General features: G+C 44.5%; 16 protein-coding genes. 12 read left to right on the forward strand and 4 right to left on the reverse strand.

The window, feature by feature from the left end:
* Nucleotides 1-98 precede the first annotated feature (98 nt).
* The 10 genes from ccmA (at nt 99) to R7035_RS11200 (ending at nt 8,154) form a co-directional block, all read left to right on the forward strand.
* A complete protein-coding gene (gene ccmA / locus R7035_RS11155) occupies nt 99-716 on the forward strand; it encodes a cytochrome c biogenesis heme-transporting ATPase CcmA (protein WP_005380511.1) in 618 nt (205 codons plus the stop codon).
* A gap of 1 nt (nt 717) precedes the next feature.
* Complete coding sequence (gene ccmB, locus R7035_RS11160) at nt 718-1,386, forward strand: heme exporter protein CcmB (protein WP_005380512.1); 669 nt, start codon at nt 718-720, stop codon at nt 1,384-1,386.
* Between the two features lie 109 nt (nt 1,387-1,495).
* Entirely contained in the window at nt 1,496-2,239 is a 744-nt protein-coding gene (locus tag R7035_RS11165) for a heme ABC transporter permease (protein ID WP_005380513.1), read from the forward strand.
* Between the two features lie 11 nt (nt 2,240-2,250).
* Nucleotides 2,251-2,457, forward strand: a complete 207-nt coding sequence (gene ccmD, locus R7035_RS11170) for a heme exporter protein CcmD (protein ID WP_005380515.1) — start codon at nt 2,251-2,253, stop codon at nt 2,455-2,457.
* Nucleotides 2,454-2,939, forward strand: coding sequence for a cytochrome c maturation protein CcmE (gene ccmE / locus R7035_RS11175; RefSeq protein WP_005380516.1), 486 nt, complete (start codon nt 2,454-2,456; stop codon nt 2,937-2,939). Before ccmD ends, ccmE begins: the two co-directional genes overlap by 4 nt.
* A complete protein-coding gene (locus R7035_RS11180; protein ID WP_318146132.1) occupies nt 2,936-4,912 on the forward strand; it encodes a heme lyase CcmF/NrfE family subunit in 1,977 nt (658 codons plus the stop codon). The genes ccmE and R7035_RS11180 overlap by 4 nt, the downstream gene beginning before the upstream one ends.
* Nucleotide 4,913: 1 nt before the next feature.
* The gene (locus R7035_RS11185) at nt 4,914-5,468 is read left to right on the forward strand and encodes a DsbE family thiol:disulfide interchange protein (protein ID WP_005380518.1); all 555 of its coding nucleotides are present in this window, start codon (nt 4,914-4,916) and stop codon (nt 5,466-5,468) included.
* Nucleotides 5,465-5,950, forward strand: coding sequence for a cytochrome c-type biogenesis protein (locus tag R7035_RS11190; protein WP_318146133.1), 486 nt, complete (start codon nt 5,465-5,467; stop codon nt 5,948-5,950). The genes R7035_RS11185 and R7035_RS11190 overlap by 4 nt, the downstream gene beginning before the upstream one ends.
* Entirely contained in the window at nt 5,950-7,164 is a 1,215-nt protein-coding gene (gene ccmI / locus R7035_RS11195) for a c-type cytochrome biogenesis protein CcmI (protein ID WP_005384453.1), read from the forward strand. The genes R7035_RS11190 and ccmI overlap by 1 nt, the downstream gene beginning before the upstream one ends.
* 216 nt (nt 7,165-7,380) lie before the next feature.
* Nucleotides 7,381-8,154, forward strand: a complete 774-nt coding sequence (locus R7035_RS11200) for a VacJ family lipoprotein (RefSeq protein ID WP_318146134.1) — start codon at nt 7,381-7,383, stop codon at nt 8,152-8,154.
* A gap of 74 nt (nt 8,155-8,228) precedes the next feature.
* Here the strand turns inward: R7035_RS11200 and R7035_RS11205 are convergent, their stop codons facing one another.
* The 4 genes from R7035_RS11205 to R7035_RS11220 all read right to left on the reverse strand — a co-directional run bounded on the left by R7035_RS11205 (nt 8,229) and on the right by R7035_RS11220 (nt 12,711).
* A complete protein-coding gene (locus tag R7035_RS11205; protein WP_033907381.1) occupies nt 8,229-9,545 on the reverse strand; it encodes an outer membrane protein transport protein in 1,317 nt (438 codons plus the stop codon).
* A gap of 309 nt (nt 9,546-9,854) precedes the next feature.
* Nucleotides 9,855-11,114, reverse strand: a complete 1,260-nt coding sequence (locus R7035_RS11210) for an outer membrane protein transport protein (RefSeq protein WP_005384451.1) — start codon at nt 11,112-11,114, stop codon at nt 9,855-9,857.
* A 297-nt stretch (nt 11,115-11,411) separates the two neighbouring features.
* Nucleotides 11,412-12,143, reverse strand: coding sequence for a DUF3379 domain-containing protein (locus R7035_RS11215; RefSeq protein WP_033907380.1), 732 nt, complete (start codon nt 12,141-12,143; stop codon nt 11,412-11,414).
* Nucleotides 12,136-12,711 (reverse strand): sigma-70 family RNA polymerase sigma factor, encoded by a 576-nt coding sequence (locus R7035_RS11220; RefSeq protein WP_005380528.1) that lies wholly within the window; start codon nt 12,709-12,711, stop codon nt 12,136-12,138. Before R7035_RS11220 ends, R7035_RS11215 begins: the two co-directional genes overlap by 8 nt.
* A 721-nt stretch (nt 12,712-13,432) precedes the next feature.
* Here R7035_RS11220 and fadI point away from each other — a divergent pair.
* On the forward strand, nt 13,433-14,740 hold the full coding sequence (fadI, locus tag R7035_RS11225; RefSeq protein WP_318146135.1) for an acetyl-CoA C-acyltransferase FadI: 1,308 nt from the start codon (nt 13,433-13,435) through the stop codon (nt 14,738-14,740).
* Nucleotides 14,740-16,851: a fatty acid oxidation complex subunit alpha FadJ gene (gene fadJ / locus R7035_RS11230; RefSeq protein ID WP_132936866.1), complete on the forward strand. Its 2,112-nt coding sequence runs from the start codon at nt 14,740-14,742 to the stop codon at nt 16,849-16,851. The genes fadI and fadJ overlap by 1 nt, the downstream gene beginning before the upstream one ends.
* The last annotated feature ends 39 nt before the right edge of the window (nt 16,852-16,890 follow it).

Consider the following 16,890-nt stretch of genomic DNA (forward strand, 5'->3'; position numbering starts at 1 on the left):
AATACATGAACTTACATGTAACCTAGCCCTCTTATCCTGTTTTGTCATAACTAAGCTGTGCTAATATAGCGGCTCGTTCATTTTTTAGTTGAAGCTCTATGTTAGAAGTGTCTAACCTGACAGCAATCCGTGATGAAAGGGTTCTGTTTGAAAACCTGCAGTTTGAAATTAAGCCTGGTGAATTGGTCCAGATCGAAGGGCGTAATGGTACTGGTAAAACTACATTGCTACGGATTGTGACAGGGTTAGGTGATAGAGAAGAAGGTGTCATTAAATGGAAAGGCGAAGAGGTTGAAAAATCTCGTGATGTTTTCCATCAAGATCTGCTTTTCTTAGGACATCAAACAGGAGTGAAACGAGAGCTTACCGCATTAGAAAACTTACGTTTTTATCAATCTATTCAAAATAATCGCTCTTCAGACGAAGAAATCTTTATCGCTTTGACTCAAGTAGGATTAGCTGGTCGAGAAGATGTGCCTGTAGCACAACTTTCCGCAGGTCAGCAACGACGAGTCGCATTGGCAAGGTTATGGCTCAGTAAGCAAATTTTATGGATTTTAGATGAGCCGTTGACTGCCATTGATAAGCAAGGCGTCAAGGTGCTTGAATCTTTGTTCGCAAGTCATGCTGATAATGGCGGTATTGTTGTGTTGACGACGCATCAAGATATGTTTGCGGACAGCCCGAAACTTAGAAAAATAAAGCTGGGTGACTGATATGATTTCCTCGATGACCACCATCATTCGTCGTGAGCTCCTAATCGCATTTCGCCGTCAGGCAGACATTCTGAACCCGTTGTGGTTCTTTATTATTGTCATTACTCTCTTTCCTCTGAGTATTGGACCAGAACCTAATTTGTTAGCACGTATTGCAGCGGGCATCGTTTGGGTTGCCGCATTGCTGTCCGCCTTATTATCATTAGAGCGTCTATTTCGTGATGATTTTCAAGACGGTGCACTAGAACAAATGATGCTAATGCCGATTCCATTGCAACTTGTAGTGGTTTCAAAGGTCATAGCACATTGGTTGTTAACAGGGTTACCTCTGATTTTAATTAGCCCATTATTGGCGGTTTTACTTTCGCTCGACTTCAATACTTGGCTATCGGTTGTATTAACCTTGATGATCGGTACACCAACACTAAGTTTTATTGGCGCCATTGGTGTGGCGTTGACTGTTGGGTTGCAAAAGGGTGGCGTTCTTTTGAGTTTGCTTATTCTTCCGCTCTACATCCCAATTTTGATTTTCGCAACATCGGCAATTGATGCTGCCGCACTCGGTATGGCGTATAACGGTCAACTAGCGATTTTAGGTGCGATGCTAATGGGGGCGATGACATTAACGCCTTTTGCCATCAGTGCCGCATTACGAGTTAGTGTCAACTAACTCAATAAAGTGCCAATGAAGCGGCGCTTGATCAAAGAATTATTATTAAAGCACTGCTACGGTCTCAACCCTTTAGACAGTGTCCCTGAAGTAAGAGTGAGAACAAAACATGTGGAAATGGCTACATCCTTATGCCAAGCCAGAAGCAGCTTATCGTTTGAGTGGTAAGTTTCTGCCTTGGTTTTCTGTATTGGCCCTCGTATGCTTATCGGTTGGTACGGTTTGGGGGCTTGCATTTGCGCCTTCAGATTACCAACAAGGTGACAGTTTCCGAATCATCTACATTCATGTCCCATCAGCTATTTGGTCTATGGGCGTTTATATGTCGATGGCGATCGCTGCATTTATTGGCCTAGTATGGCAAGTTCGCCTATCTGATATGGCGGCACTTGCGATGGCTCCGATTGGTGCAGTATTTACTTTTATTGCTCTACTTACAGGTGCTGTTTGGGGCAAGCCTATGTGGGGCACTTGGTGGGTATGGGATGCCCGTCTTACATCTGAATTGATTCTTCTATTTCTCTACCTTGGTGTGATTGCGCTTTACCATGCGTTTGACGATCAAAAAACCGCTGCAAAAGCCGCTGGTATCTTAGCGATCGTAGGCGTAGTAAACCTACCTATCATTCACTTTTCCGTGGAATGGTGGAACACGCTTCATCAAGGTGCGACGATCACGAAATTTGAACAACCTTCTATTTCATCCGACATGCTTTGGCCGTTATTGCTGAACATCTTTGGCTTTGCGTTCTTCTTTGGTGCCGTGACGATGGTCCGTTTTCGTAACGAAATCATCAGTAAAGAAAGTCACCGCCCTTGGGTGCGCAAACTCGCAACAGAACAAACTCAGTGAGGTAACTGATTATGCATTTTGAATCTCTGAGCGACTTTTTTGCCATGGGTGGCTACGCATCATACGTATGGAGTGCGTTTGGTATTACTTTCTTATCCATGCTGATTCTTCTGATCACTAGCCTTCGCCGCGGTGATGCATTATTGAAAGAAGTGAAAGCAAAAATTGACCGTCAAGCTCGTATCGACGCAGCGAAGAACATGGAGAACACCTTATGAACCCGAGACGTAAAAAGAGGCTAGGTATTGTACTAGCGATCTTTATCGGTATTAGTGCCACCATTGGTTTGATACTTTATGCGCTTAATCAAAATATGGACCTTTTCTACACTCCAACGGAATTGGTTAATGGTAAGCCAGATGGCACCAAGCCAGAAGTAGGCCAGCGTCTGCGTATCGGTGGAATGGTGGTTGTGGGCTCAGTTCGTCGAGATCCTAATTCTTTGAAAGTGAGTTTTGACCTGCACGATGTCGGTCCGAAAGTGACGATTACCTATGACGGTATTCTTCCTGACTTGTTCCGTGAAGGGCAGGGTATTGTTGCTCAAGGTGTACTGAAAGATGCCACGACAGTTGAGGCATTTGAGGTCCTAGCGAAGCACGATGAAGAATACATGCCACCAGAAATTGCAGAAGCGATGAAGAAAACGCATGAACCGCTTCAATACAGCACCGAACAGAAACAAGGAAGCGGCCAATGATTGCTGAAATCGGTCACTTTGCTCTCATTCTTTCGCTTGCAATGGCAGTGCTGTTGAGCGTATTGCCATTGTGGGGAGCATCGAATAATAACACCATGCTAATGAACACAGCGCGACCGCTATCTTGGTCTATGTTCCTGATGCTGTTGTTCTCTTTCGCCATTTTATGTTGGGGATTTTATACCAACGACTTCACGTTACAGTATGTAGCGAGCAACTCGAATAGTCAGCTTCCTTGGTACTACCGTTTAACCGCAGTATGGGGTGCACACGAAGGTTCACTGTTGCTATGGGTTTTAATCCAAGCTGCTTGGACTGTCGCTGTAGCGACGTTTAGTCGTGGTATGCCGCAAGAGTCGGTTGCACGTGTACTTGCTGTTATGGGCATGATCTCAGTGGGTTTCCTACTGTTTATCATCCTAACGTCGAACCCATTCCTACGTACGTTACCGTTCTTCCCGGTTGACGGACGTGACTTGAACCCTCTGCTTCAAGACCCTGGTTTGATTGTTCACCCGCCAATGCTTTACATGGGCTATGTTGGTTTCTCGGTTGCATTCTCTTTTGCGATCGCATCCCTAATGACCGGACGCCTTGATACTGCTTGGGCTCGTTGGTCTCGTCCTTGGACAACCGCAGCATGGGTATTCTTAACACTTGGTATCGCACTAGGTTCTTGGTGGGCTTACTACGAACTTGGCTGGGGTGGCTGGTGGTTCTGGGACCCAGTAGAAAACGCATCATTCATGCCTTGGTTAGCGGGTACCGCATTAATGCACTCTCTTGCCGTGACAGAAAAGCGCGGCACATTTAAAGCGTGGACGGTACTATTGGCAATCTCTGCATTTTCGTTGAGTTTGTTGGGCACCTTCTTAGTCCGTTCCGGTATTTTAGTATCGGTGCACGCGTTCGCGTCTGACCCGTCGCGCGGTATGTTTATTCTAGGCTTCCTCGTTTTCGTTATCGGTGGCTCTTTATTGCTGTTTGCCGTAAAAGGGGCAGCAGTGCGTGTACGAGGTAACTTCGACTTAGTCTCACGTGAAAATGCGCTCTTAGCCAACAACGTATTACTTATCGCCGCTCTTGTTGTGGTGTTAGTGGGGACACTGTTGCCGCTCGTACACAAGCAGCTTGGTTTGGGGTCGGTCTCTATCGGTGCGCCATTCTTTGACATGCTATTTGCGTGGTTAATGATGCCATTTGCTTTCCTGCTTGGTATTGGCCCTCTTATTCGTTGGAAGCGAGACAATTTATCTAAACTTGTGAAACCAATGCTCGTTTCAGGTGTGCTTGCTTTCGCCTTGGCCGCGCTATGCGTGTACCTGTTTGCCGATTTCTTCTCAACCATGGCTTACATTGGTTGGGTGATGGCGATTTGGATTATTGCGATGCATGGCTTTGAACTGTACGAGCGCGCAACGCACCGTCATAGCTTTAGTGAAGGTGTTCGCAAGCTGCAACGTAGCCACTGGGCAATGATGTTGGGTCATGTTGGTCTGGCGGTATCTGTTATCGGTATTGCGATGGTACAGAACTACAGCATCGAGCGTGATGTACGTTTAGCACTTGGCGAACACTTCCAAATTCAAGGCTATGATTTCTACTTCTCAGGCTTGCGTGATAAAGATGGTCCAAACTACGATGGCTACATCGCAGACTTTGAGATCACACACGATGGCAAATACGTGAATACGCTTCACGCAGAGAAGCGCTTCTACCGTACGGCTAAGTCTATGATGACTGAAGCAGCCATTGACCGTGGTATTAGCCGCGACTTATACATTGCAATGGGTGAACGTTTAGACGACAACCGATCTTGGGCTGTTCGTATTTACTATAAACCGTTCGTTCGTTGGATTTGGGCTGGCTCTTTGATTATGGCATTAGGCGGCGCACTAGCGATTTCTGATAAACGCTACCGCTTCCGTAAATCGCCGAAGAAAAATGCGAAGTCAAAAGAGCAGGAGGCATAACATGAATAAGAAAATCTTATTTATTCCGCTTGTCGCTTTCATGATTCTAGCGGGCATTTTCGCAACCCAATTAATGCGTAACCAAGAGGGCGATGATCCAACTAAATTGGAGTCGGTTTTGGTTGGCAAGCCAGTTCCTGAGTTTCATTTAGAAGACCTGGCTGAGCCTGGAAAACAGTACGACCAATCAATTTTTAAAGGTGAACCGTTGCTCTTGAACGTTTGGGCAACGTGGTGCCCAACGTGTTATGCAGAGCATAAATACCTAAACGAATTGGCGGGTAAGGGCGTTAAGATCATCGGTATGAATTACAAAGATGATCGTAATAAAGCAATAGGTTGGCTGAATGATCTCGGCAACCCGTACTTGATCAGCCTATTTGATGGCAGTGGTATGCTTGGCCTTGACCTTGGCGTTTATGGTGCTCCAGAAACATTCATTATTGATGCAAATGGTGTGATTCGCTATCGCCATGTAGGGGATGTAAACCCACGTAATTGGTCAGAAACACTGGAGCCGCTTTACAACAAATTGGTTGAGGAGGCGAAGCAATGAGAAAGCTAATTCTTGCCGTTTTTGCTGCGATGACATTATCTCTTGCTGCTCATGCGGCCATTGAAGTGTACGAGTTTGATAATTTGGAACAAGAACAGCAGTTCAAAGAGTTAAGCCATACGCTCCGTTGCCCTAAATGTCAGAACAACACGATCTCGGATTCTAACGCTGAACTTGCTCAGGACTTACGCCATAAGGTGTACGAAATGACCAAAGAAGGGAAGTCCAAAGATGAGATTGTTGATTACATGATCGCCCGTTACGGTAACTTCGTGACTTACAACCCACCATTTACGGTCGCGACTGCGATTTTGTGGCTAGGGCCACTCGCTGTAGTACTGGGTGGTTTTGGTTTGATTGTGCTGCGTAGCCGTAAATCTAAAGTTAAGGCAAAAGCGAGCAGTGACGAGCAATGGGATGAGCAAAAAGAAGCTCGTTTAAAAGCATTGCTTGAAGAAGAGAACAGCGGAGATAAGAAGTAATGACACTATTTTGGATTTCCACCGTTGTTCTCACGCTTATTGCTTGTGCGCTGGTGGCTTTGCCGCTGCTTAAACAAAAAGCGAACAATGATGATGTGTTACGCGATGAGCTTAACAAGGCATTTTATAAAGACCGACTATCTGAGCTTGCAGAAGAAACTGACGAAGGTCTAGTTGAAAGTGAAGACGAACTGATTTCTGATCTAAAGCAATCACTGCTTGACGATATCCCTGGTGATAAAGCGCAAAAAGAAACTAAGGTTTCTCCAATCGCGGTTTTAGTTCCATCGGTAATTCTGACGGTGGTGCTGAGCTATGGTTTGTATTATAAATTTGGCGCGTCAGACGATATTGTTCAATGGCAAGAAGTGTCTGCAAATCTACCTGAGTTATCGAAAAAGCTGATGTCGGCTTCTTCTGAGCCGCTGAGTGACGATGAAATGGCGGATTTGACCCTTGCCCTTCGAACTCGCTTACATTACCAGCCGGAAGACTCGACAGGTTGGTTACTGCTAGGTCGTATTGCGTTAGCAAATCGTGATGTCACCACAGCTATCGATGCGATGGAAAAATCGTACCGCCTAGAGCCAAAAGATCCTGATGTGATGTTGGGTTATGCACAAGCTCTGATGCTGTCTCAAGAGGAAATGGATCAAGCGACGGCTCGCTCATTACTCGGCAAGCTGATGCAGCAAGACTATGTCGATCTGCGTGTGTTTTCTTTGTTAGCGTTCGATGCGTTTGAGCGTCAAGACTTCCCGGCAGCCATCAAGTACTGGGGAATCATGCAGCAAATGATTGGTCCAGAAGATAGTCGCTACGAGATGTTGTCACGCAGTATTGAGAGTGCTCGTAAGCAAATGGGCGAAGCGGTTTCACCGGATAAGAGTGTAGCAGTGACAATTAATGTGGCACCAAATGCTCAGTTGGATCCAAACGCAGTTCTGATTGTGTCAGTACATCGTTCAGATGGCTCCCCGATGCCTGTGGCTGCTGCTCGTTATCCGCTAGGTACTTTCCCTCGCACAGTCGTATTAGATGATGGCAATGCCATGATGCAAGGGCAAAAGTTATCTTCACTCGATAAGCTAATCGTCCGTGTGCGTGTAGATTCTGACGGTAACGTAGCAACGCGTGATCAAGATTGGCACGGAGAAAGTGACGTCGTTGAATTTGGCGCACCAGTAGAAGTGACCATTGATCAGCAGTATTAATTGTTAACATCTGTCTCTGAAACATGACAACGAGGTAGAGTCAGTTGCCTTTAGTGGTATGACTCTAAACGATCGAGTAGAATACCGAAGGCCAGCGATTGCTGGCCTTTATTTATTCCCATATCTGAGTCATCTTTACTATGTATCCTGCTCAACATACGTACAATGGTTAATCGGGGTGACTTAGGTACATTAATAGTCGTTATGGAAAATAAAATGTATAACAAGGGTAAATCTACCTTCTTGTTGCTGTTAGCCGTTGGACTGGTTGGCTGTTCAAGTGCGCCTGATGAAGCAGTAACAGGACAAGAAACAAATCAAACGACTTCTGATGTGTATGACCCGTTGGAAGGCTTTAACCGAACCATGTGGGAACTCAACTACGAATATTTAGATCCGTATTTGGTTCGTCCTGTATCACTTGCGTATGTAGAATACACGCCAGTTGCTATTCGTTCTGGTATCGCTAACTTCTTATCGAACTTAGATGAGCCAGCAAGCATGGTTAATAACTTAATCATGGGTAATGGTACGAAAGCCGTGGACCACTTTAACCGTTTTTGGATTAACTCGACGTTCGGTATTTTCGGTTTATTCGATATTGCAAGTGCCGCGGGTATTACGAAGTACGACGAGAAAGCGTTCAGTGATGCAGTAGGCCACTATGGTGTTGGAAATGGTCCTTACTTCATGGTTCCAGGTTATGGTCCGTATACCTTACGTGAAGTGACAGATACCGTAGATAGTACGTATTTACCCCTCTCTTATCTCAACTTCTGGGCGAGTTTGGGTAAGTGGGCGTTTGAAGGAATGGAGAAGCGTGCTTTATTAGTACCGCAAGAAGCGCAGCTAGACTCGTCGCCGGATCCATATATTCTAACTCGCGATGTTTATATCCAGCGTCAAAACTTTAAAGCAGAAGTTGAAACGGTAGAAGAAGTTAACATCGAAGAAGAAGAGTATTTAGATGAATATCTAGAAGACTTTTAAGCGTTGTTCTTCATAATCGAGAAATGAAAAAAGGCTTAGCTGATGCTAAGCCTTTTTTGTATTTTGCAGCTTGGTTAGAAACGGTAGTTTGCTTGAACACCGATTAGCCAAACATTACCCGTAGTTTCGCCTACAAATTGCCCGCCGACTTGTTCTGCAGTGTCGTCTGACTTGTAACCACGAGACTCAACGATTGGTGCGTCTTTCGCAAAAATATAGGTGAAGCCAGCGTCTAGGCTGAAGTCTTTCGTCCAATCGTACGTTGCGCCAATACTTAGCCAAGTACGGTCAGTTTCTGGAATAGTAATCGTGCGGTTTTTGTCGCTTACCGCTGAAGTATCGTATGCAATACCAGTGCGTAGCGCTAGCTTAGGATCAAGCTGGTAAGTAGCACCAACAGCAAAGCGATAGTTGTCTTCCCAGTTTTCTACTTTAACCATATGCGTGCCAGCAGTATTTAGACGTGCTTCCAATTTCTCGAAAGAGCTCCAATCCGTCCAGTTAACGCTTGCGTGTAACGCAAGTTGGTCTGTTACTTGGTGGAAGCTTGCCAACTCAGCCGTTGCAGGCAGGTTTAGATACATGTAGCCGTTGTCGCGTTCAGAAGTACCGAAGCCAAAACCAAGACCTTCAGCATGGCCTTCAAGCTTTAGTTCAACTTCAGATTTGTACGCGAAGCCGATACGGTTATTTTCATTGATCTGCCATGCTGTACCAACTTGCCAGCCCCAAGCGGTATCGTCACCTTCCATGTATTTTAGAGCGGTACCTTGAGGAACACTGATTGGTTGATTAGTTTCAGGATTTAACCCTACAACGTTATTCCTAGGAGCTGCTGCGCCAAAGCTGCCTTCGCCGATGATGTAACGGATACCACCACCAACGCTGATTGATTCATTGACTTTGTAAGCTGCGTTCAAGTTCGCTTCCATTGTCGTTACGCTTGCTTCGTTACCGAAGTGCGAGGCACCAAAGCCTTTACCTAAATCGGTTTCCATGCCGTAGTTGGTGCCAAATGCCAAACCAATCGCGAATTTCTCATTATATTGGTGTGATAGGTAGAAGTTTGGAATGATTGCATCATGTGCGAAGTCATCTGAAGATGCAGAAGAAGTGCTACCGTGGAAGTTTACATCACCTTCAATATCAATATTTGGGTTCACATAGATTGCACCAACGGACACTTGAGTGCCTTCCAAATAAGTTAGCATTGCTGGGTTACGCCATTGTGCACTTGCGTTGTCAGCCATTGCAGCTTCACCAGCATATGCTCGACCTAGGCCTGTTGCAGAATATTCAGCAAGTTGGAAACCTGCTGCGTTAGCCATGCCCGTTGTGCCAAGTAGGCTTAATGCCACTGCTGTTGATAGAAGAGTCTTGTTGGTTTTCATTCGAATGTTCGCTGATTTGTTTATAACGTGGGACGAAAGTTTAAAGGTAGAGTTTTTACTTTAGAAATGAAAATCCAGCGTAAGTGGTCATTTGGAATATTATCCTTTCAAATGTTATTTATGTGGTTTAATAATCTAACTGTGAAAGGCTTGTAAACGGAATTCAGCGAACAGCTGTGCGTCCTAATTGTGAGATTTAGATACACGTGTTCACTCAAATTGAGTGGGCAATAAATCGCAGATATGAAAAAAGGCTGGAAATCCAGCCTTTTATATAAAGTATTTTTCTACTAACTAACAGCGAAGCGTTTAGAAGCTACGGCTGTATTGTAAGCCGAATAGAATTGCATCAGCATGAGTTGTTGCTGTTACACCGGTAGAAAGACCAGGAGCTAATTGAGTATTCTCATTAACTTTTACATCTTCACCTAACAAGTACGTGAAGCCAAAATCGATGTTTGAGCTATTATCAATATGGTAAGAGAAACCTGTGGAGAACCACTGGCGATCTGAGTCTGGTACCGAGATAGACGTTACTTTATCTTGAGCGCTTGTGTCGTACATGTAACCAGCACGAAGTGTCCAGTTGTTGTTTAGGTAGTAAGTACCACCAATTGCGTAGTGCCAGCCATCTTGCCATTGATAGTCTTTCGAGTAACCACCTTTAAGTAAACCCTGATTTAGGTTCTCAAAATCAATTTGGTCGAAATCTTTCCAGCCGATGTATTGGATGCTGTAGTGTACAGCAAATTTAGTGTCTTGGATTTTGTGGAAACCGGAAAACTCGGCCATATCTGGTAGAGGTAGCGTGATTTCCTGACCTTTGTCGTCTTTCGCCGTAAATTCAGGGCTGTAACGATACGCTAGACCAAAACGGTTGTTTTCATCTAGTTCGTACACAGTACCTACGTTAAAACCAACAGCCCAACCATCAGCTTTATCTACGTCCAGAATTTTTTGACCGCCAACCCTTGGGACTGAAGAGCTAGTTGTACGCTTCATTGTGCCTTGGCCGTAGATTAAATCTAAACCAGCACCAAAGCTCCATTGTTCGTTTAAACGGTAAGAACCCGCCAATCCAAAGTTGAAGCTTTTTACATCCGTAAGACCACCGTACTCTGTTGCGGTGTAGTTATCTGAAAATTCAGTTTTAGTGCCGAAATTAGAGTATGCGTTTACGCCCCATGCAAACTTGTCATTTACTGGAACGATTAGGTGAATGTTTGGAGCTATTGACGTATCACCCACATCATCAGTATCAGCAACACTTACAGTATTGGAGCCCAAAGGAGTATTAACGTTATATTTCGCATCTTTCACTTCAATCATTGAAGTAATGCTTTCGAAGCCTAGCGACAGTTCCATTTTATCAAACAGAGCCATTGCTGCTGGGTTACGAGCCATTACTGCTGCATTATCTGCGATTACCGCATCACCAGCAAATGCACGGCCGATGCCAGTTGCTGATTGAGCGTTGATTTGGAAACCCGCTGCCATCGATTGACCTGAGGCAAAAGCTACCGTTACTGCAAGGAGAGTCTTTTTAAACAGACGCGTGTTCTGAGTCATTTGTTTTTCCTTATTAGATTCGTCTCTTTGGACGATAAATTGAGCTTTTGCTCAGTGGCGCAGATAGTAGTATCAATAGTTGCTTGGACAAATCCGACCATTGGATAAAATTGAATAGAAATTGCAGAAATGATGTCTAAAAGACGGGAAATTGCACTTAAAATGCATAATTTAGAGTTTAAGCTCTAAATGCGATAGGGGTGGTGAATGTTTTGTGTTCTATTTATACAAAAATGCCGCTAAATAAGATCATTTAACGGCATTTAACCTTTTGAAGGCTGGAAATCGTCGAAGTTGTTACATCGGCTTAATCATTGATGCAAGAGTCGTAGCGAGCGCATCAATATTTTCACCTTCTTCCCCGACTAAAATCAGGCTTGAACTCCCGACGGGCTGAACGATTCCGGTCATGCCATCCTTACTAAAGTCGGTACTTTGTTCGCTTGGAATACCAGTAATAAATAACGTTACTTTACCTTTTGGACCTTGGAACACCATATGCACCGCATTGGATTCGCCAAAACCGCAGTGGTTTAGGTAGTAAACGTGATATGGAAAGTTTTCACTAAACTGGTAATGAAATGGCGACATTTTCGCATTAATTTGCGAGCTCGGTACATCCTCATCAAGATGACGAACAAACGGTTCTTCATGAATAACGTGTTTCATCGCGGTATCCGCTAAACTGGCTTGTGCTGGAGACACCAAAACATTTCCCCAGTTTACTTGGCCAACTAATAACCCTGCGGTGAACGCAATAGAAGCGGCAAGTGCCATTGCTTTGCGGACAAAGTTTGGTCTTACGACCTTCTCTTCATCAAGTGCACTCGACGTCTGGCTAAATAAAATCTTATCTGCGAGATCTTCGGGTACATCCACATTCATGGCTTGTTTAATTTTTACATCGAGATCCAAAACGTCATCAACAAACTTATTGTTGGCGTCGCTACCAGCTAAAGCTTGCAGAATCTCTTCATCCTTTTGTTTTGGATCCGACAAAATACGACGACGAAATTCTAAATCATCCATTCTTTTGTCCTCTCTTGGTATCTTGAGAATCCAACATCTCTTTAAGTTGATTACGAGCGCGAAATAGTCGAGTCATCACTGTGTTTTTATTTAAATCAAGAATGTCGCCAATTTCTTCTCCACTGAAACCACCGACAACTTGGAGAAATAAAGGCTCACGGTATTCAACATCGAGCTTCATGATCTGTGCCTGCAGCCATTCTTGCTGATGATGTGAGTCATCGCTGACTTTAGCATCATTGCCGTAATCATCGATATCAACTAAATCAAATTGTTTACGTTCGAAGCGGCGCGCATTTTCTCGTCTCAATATTGTGATGAGCCAAGACTTGGCAGCTTTTTCGTCTTGGAGGCTATCGAGTGACTTCCAAGCTCTAAGACAGGTTTCCTGAACTAGATCTTCCGCGACCGCTTTATCTTTGCACAACCAATATGCGTAGCGGTACAAGTCACGATGATACCCTCGGACGAGCGCTTCGTATTTTCTTTGCTTGTCCATATCAGAGTTGACCGGACTGTTGGAATTTTTCTTTCCAAACATTTTTAATATGGCCACAGGAGCCTCCATCCTCGCTCTGTGAGTTTCTTACTTGTTCTGAGCATGACTTTACTTGTTTCATCGCTTAGCGGTTTTGGTTGCAGGATTTGTCATGCAACCCCTTTGACACAATAAGCCATGTGGTTACCTAAAAGTGTATACGCAAATGTCAGATATCATCGAACACGAATTGATATATATTGTTAACAATATCATCATTAGTAATCAATGGCTTGGATAAGTTCACTAGATGGAGCATTAAAAGGGACTTCTGATGGTGGATTCTTGAATTGTTTTGAATCAATAATCGTTCTAGATGAGCTTAAAACTCGTAAAATCACTATAAAATTGATCTATTTCAAAATATCAAGCAGTGAAGGGGTTATAGTACACCTTGTCATCTCGTTAGTCATTGCGACTAACATGTTGAGCAAGATGACACTTCCTTTTGAAGGCTGACTTTACTTTCTCCTAATCAGGAAACTGATTACTTTTCAATTGGCGTAAGTTAATTGTTTTATAGATATTCCGACCACACAGCTATGTGTGGTTTTTTTTTTGCTTCGATTTTACTTTCCGTATACCTCTTACCGTTTTAACTCTCTATAGTTAACCATTAGTAATCGCATAAGAATCAAAGAAGTAGAGTAATTGAACTACTTGCTTCACGTTTATTTAAACGCACGTTTGATAAATTTAACAAATTCATTACAATGCATCAGGTCAGACCTCTTGTATTTAAGGAGAAACAATGGGCAAGCAGGAAGTAAAAACACGCAATGGTGAGCGTGTCGCTATTGTCGCGGGGCTTCGAACTCCCTTTGCTCGTCAAAGCACGGAATTTAGCCAAGTGCCAGCGGTCGATTTAGGGAAAATGGTAGTAAGCGAAATGCTTGCTCGAACAGATATTGATCCGAAGCTAATCGAACAAGTGGTATTTGGACAAGTAGTACAAATGCCTGAAGCGCCAAACATCGCACGAGAAATCGTGTTAGGCACTGGTATGAACATCCATACTGATGCATACAGTGTGACTCGAGCGTGTGCGACGAGTTTTCAAGCGGCGGTTAATGTCGCAGAAAGCATCATGGCGGGAACCATCGATATTGGTATTGCTGGCGGTGCAGACTCTTCTTCCGTCCTGCCTATTGGCGTATCAAAGAAACTGGCCGCTAATCTGCTTGCTCTTAGTAAGACAAAAACAATGGGTCAGAAGCTTAGTATCCTCAAAAACTTGAGCTTTAAAGACCTGATGCCAGTGCCACCAGCAGTAGCAGAGTACTCTACGGGTTTATCCATGGGACAAACTGCAGAGCAAATGGCTAAAACACATGGTATTTCTCGCGCAGAACAGGATGCGCTTGCACATCGTTCTCATACGCTGGCTTCTCAAGCTTGGAAAGAAGGAAAAATCCAAGATGAAGTGATGACGGCTTTCCCTGAACCATACAAAAAGTGGATTTCGGAAGATAACAATATTCGTCATGACTCAACGGTTGAGGGATACGCGAAATTGCGACCTGCGTTTGATCGTCAGTATGGCAGTGTTACGGCAGCGAACAGTACGCCATTGACTGATGGTGGTGCGGCAGTGATGTTGATGCGAGAAGGTAAAGCGAAAGAGCTCGGAATGGAGATCCTTGGTTACATCCGAGGTTATGCATTCTCTGCTATCGGCGTGGAAAAGGACATGCTGATGGGTCCGACTTATGCCACAGCGAAAGTGCTTGAAAATACAGGCTTGGAACTGTCAGATTTGACGTTGATCGACATGCACGAGGCCTTTGCTGCTCAAGCATTGGCGAATGTGAAGATGTTTGCTTCCGATAAGTTTGCTCAAGAAAACCTTGGTCGCTCAAAAGCGATTGGTGAAATTGACATGGATAAGTTCAACGTGCTTGGCGGATCAATTGCTTATGGTCACCCATTTGCTGCGACTGGTGCGCGTATGATGACGCAAACCCTACGAGAGCTAAAACGCCTTGGCGGTGGTATTGCATTGAATACCGCATGTGCTGCTGGTGGTCTTGGTGCGGCAATGATTCTGGAGGTTGAGTAATGAGCGAGCAAAAAGCATTTAGTCTAAAGGTTGATGAGCAAAATATTGCTTGGTTAGCCATCGATGTTCCTAATGAAAAAATGAATACGCTGCAGGCGGCTTTTGCTGACGAAATGAAAGAAATTTTTGCTCAGCTAAAAGACTCCAGTGGTATTAAAGGGATGATCATCCACTCCCTAAAACCGGACAATTTTGTTGCGGGCGCAGATGTTAGAATGCTAGAAGCATGCACCACAGCAAGTGAAGCGGAAGCCTTAGCAAGGCAGGGTCAGGAGTTGTTCCAGCAGCTATCGGACTTACCGTATCCTGTCGTTGTGGCCATTCATGGCCCATGTTTGGGCGGTGGTTTAGAACTGGCTCTTGCATGTGATTATCGTGTTTGTACGGATTCTGACAAAACGCGTTTAGGTCTGCCAGAAGTACAACTTGGTTTATTGCCAGGTTCTGGTGGTACTCAGCGTCTGCCACGTTTGATTGGCCTGTTACCATCGTTGGACTTGATCCTGACGGGTAAACAACTTCGTGCGAAGAAAGCTAAAAAACTGGGCGTTGTGGACGCCTGTGTGCCTGACACCATTTTGCTCGACGTAGCAAAACAGTTTATCGACAAAGGTAAAAACAAGGGTACGAAAAAGCTATCGACGAAAGAAAAGGTGATGTCTGGTAGCGGGCTAGGGCGCAAGTTTGTATTTGAGCAAGCTGCGAAGAAAACGAATCAAAAAACTCGCGGTAACTATCCAGCAACGGTTGCAATTCTAGAAGTTATTCAACATGGCTTAGAGAAAGGCTTCGCTAAAGGCCAAGAACTTGAAGCGAAGCGCTTTGGTGAGCTTGTGATGAGCTCAGAGTCAAAAGCGCTCCGTTCGATCTTCTTTGCCACAACAGAAATGAAGAAAGAAAATGGCACGGATGCGAAACCAGCACCAGTTCATAAAGTTGGTGTGCTTGGTGGTGGTCTGATGGGCGCCGGAATCAGCCATGTGTCTGTTGCAAAAGCAAAAGTACCTGTTCGCATCAAAGACGTTAGCAACGATGGCGTTTTAAATGCGCTCAACTACAACTACAAGTTATTTGAGAAACAGCGCAAACGTCGCATTCTATCCAAGGCCGATCTGCAAGCGAAAATGCTGCAACTGTCTGGTGGTGTCGATTTTACCAGTTTTAATCATATTGATGTCGTAATTGAAGCCGTTTTTGAAGACTTAGATCTTAAGCAAAAAATGGTGGCGGACATTGAAGCAAACGCTAAGACAGAAACTATCTTTGCGACCAATACTTCTTCGTTGCCTATCCACAAAATTGCAGAAAAAGCGGAGCGTCCAGAAAACGTAGTGGGTTTGCATTACTTCAGCCCGGTAGAAAAAATGCCGTTGGTGGAAGTGATTCCGCATGAAACGACGTCAGATGAAACCATTTCAACAGTCGTTGCACTTGCTAAAAAGCAAGGTAAAACCCCGATCGTAGTGAAAGACAAAGCGGGCTTTTACGTGAACCGCATTCTTGCGCCATACATGAACGAAGCGGCGCATATTCTGCTGGCTAACGAACCGATCGAAAAGATTGATACGGCGTTGCTTGATTTTGGTTTCCCTGTTGGCCCGATTACCTTGTTGGATGAAGTTGGTGTCGACATTGGCGCGAAAATTATGCCGATTCTGGTTAACGAGTTAGGTGACCGATTCAAAGGGCCGGATGTGTTTGATATCTTGTTAAATGATGGACGTAAAGGACGCAAGAGTGGTAAGGGGTTTTACACTTACAAGGGCAAGAAGAAAGATGTCGACAAATCGGTTTACAAACTGCTTAAGCTCGACCCTGAATCTAAGCTAAGCGATAACGATATTGCGTTGCGCTGTGTGCTGCCAATGTTGAATGAAGCGGTACGTTGTTTGGATGATGGCATCATTCGCTCGCCACGTGACGGTGATATTGGCGCGATATTTGGTATTGGTTTCCCACCGTTCTTGGGTGGTCCGTTCCGTTACATGGACCAATTTGGCATTAAAGAGCTCGTAGAGAAAATGAATGAGTTTGCATCGAAGTATGGCGATCGTTACGCGCCATGTGATGGTTTGCTTACTCGAGCTGGTGAAGGGACAACGTTCTATTAAACGTTGCTTCGGTAGAGAAAAAGGCTTGCCAGTGGCAAG

This window comes from Vibrio sp. 1731 (assembly GCF_033339955.1).
Lineage (GTDB): Bacteria > Pseudomonadota > Gammaproteobacteria > Enterobacterales > Vibrionaceae > Vibrio > Vibrio alginolyticus.

Coding starts and splice junctions, on each gene's coding strand:
- R7035_RS11200 (WP_318146134.1), top strand. CDS start 7,381: ATGTATAACAAGGGTAAATCTACCTTCTTGTTGCTGTTAGCCGTTGGA.
- ccmD (WP_005380515.1), top strand. CDS start 2,251: ATGCATTTTGAATCTCTGAGCGACTTTTTTGCCATGGGTGGCTACGCA.
- R7035_RS11220 (WP_005380528.1), bottom strand. CDS start 12,711: ATGGAGGCTCCTGTGGCCATATTAAAAATGTTTGGAAAGAAAAATTCC.
- R7035_RS11185 (WP_005380518.1), top strand. CDS start 4,914: ATGAATAAGAAAATCTTATTTATTCCGCTTGTCGCTTTCATGATTCTA.
- R7035_RS11190 (WP_318146133.1), top strand. CDS start 5,465: ATGAGAAAGCTAATTCTTGCCGTTTTTGCTGCGATGACATTATCTCTT.
- R7035_RS11210 (WP_005384451.1), bottom strand. CDS start 11,114: ATGACTCAGAACACGCGTCTGTTTAAAAAGACTCTCCTTGCAGTAACG.
- R7035_RS11180 (WP_318146132.1), top strand. CDS start 2,936: ATGATTGCTGAAATCGGTCACTTTGCTCTCATTCTTTCGCTTGCAATG.
- ccmB (WP_005380512.1), top strand. CDS start 718: ATGATTTCCTCGATGACCACCATCATTCGTCGTGAGCTCCTAATCGCA.
- R7035_RS11165 (WP_005380513.1), top strand. CDS start 1,496: ATGTGGAAATGGCTACATCCTTATGCCAAGCCAGAAGCAGCTTATCGT.
- fadI (WP_318146135.1), top strand. CDS start 13,433: ATGGGCAAGCAGGAAGTAAAAACACGCAATGGTGAGCGTGTCGCTATT.
- ccmE (WP_005380516.1), top strand. CDS start 2,454: ATGAACCCGAGACGTAAAAAGAGGCTAGGTATTGTACTAGCGATCTTT.
- ccmI (WP_005384453.1), top strand. CDS start 5,950: ATGACACTATTTTGGATTTCCACCGTTGTTCTCACGCTTATTGCTTGT.
- R7035_RS11205 (WP_033907381.1), bottom strand. CDS start 9,545: ATGAAAACCAACAAGACTCTTCTATCAACAGCAGTGGCATTAAGCCTA.
- R7035_RS11215 (WP_033907380.1), bottom strand. CDS start 12,143: ATGGATGATTTAGAATTTCGTCGTCGTATTTTGTCGGATCCAAAACAA.
- fadJ (WP_132936866.1), top strand. CDS start 14,740: ATGAGCGAGCAAAAAGCATTTAGTCTAAAGGTTGATGAGCAAAATATT.
- ccmA (WP_005380511.1), top strand. CDS start 99: ATGTTAGAAGTGTCTAACCTGACAGCAATCCGTGATGAAAGGGTTCTG.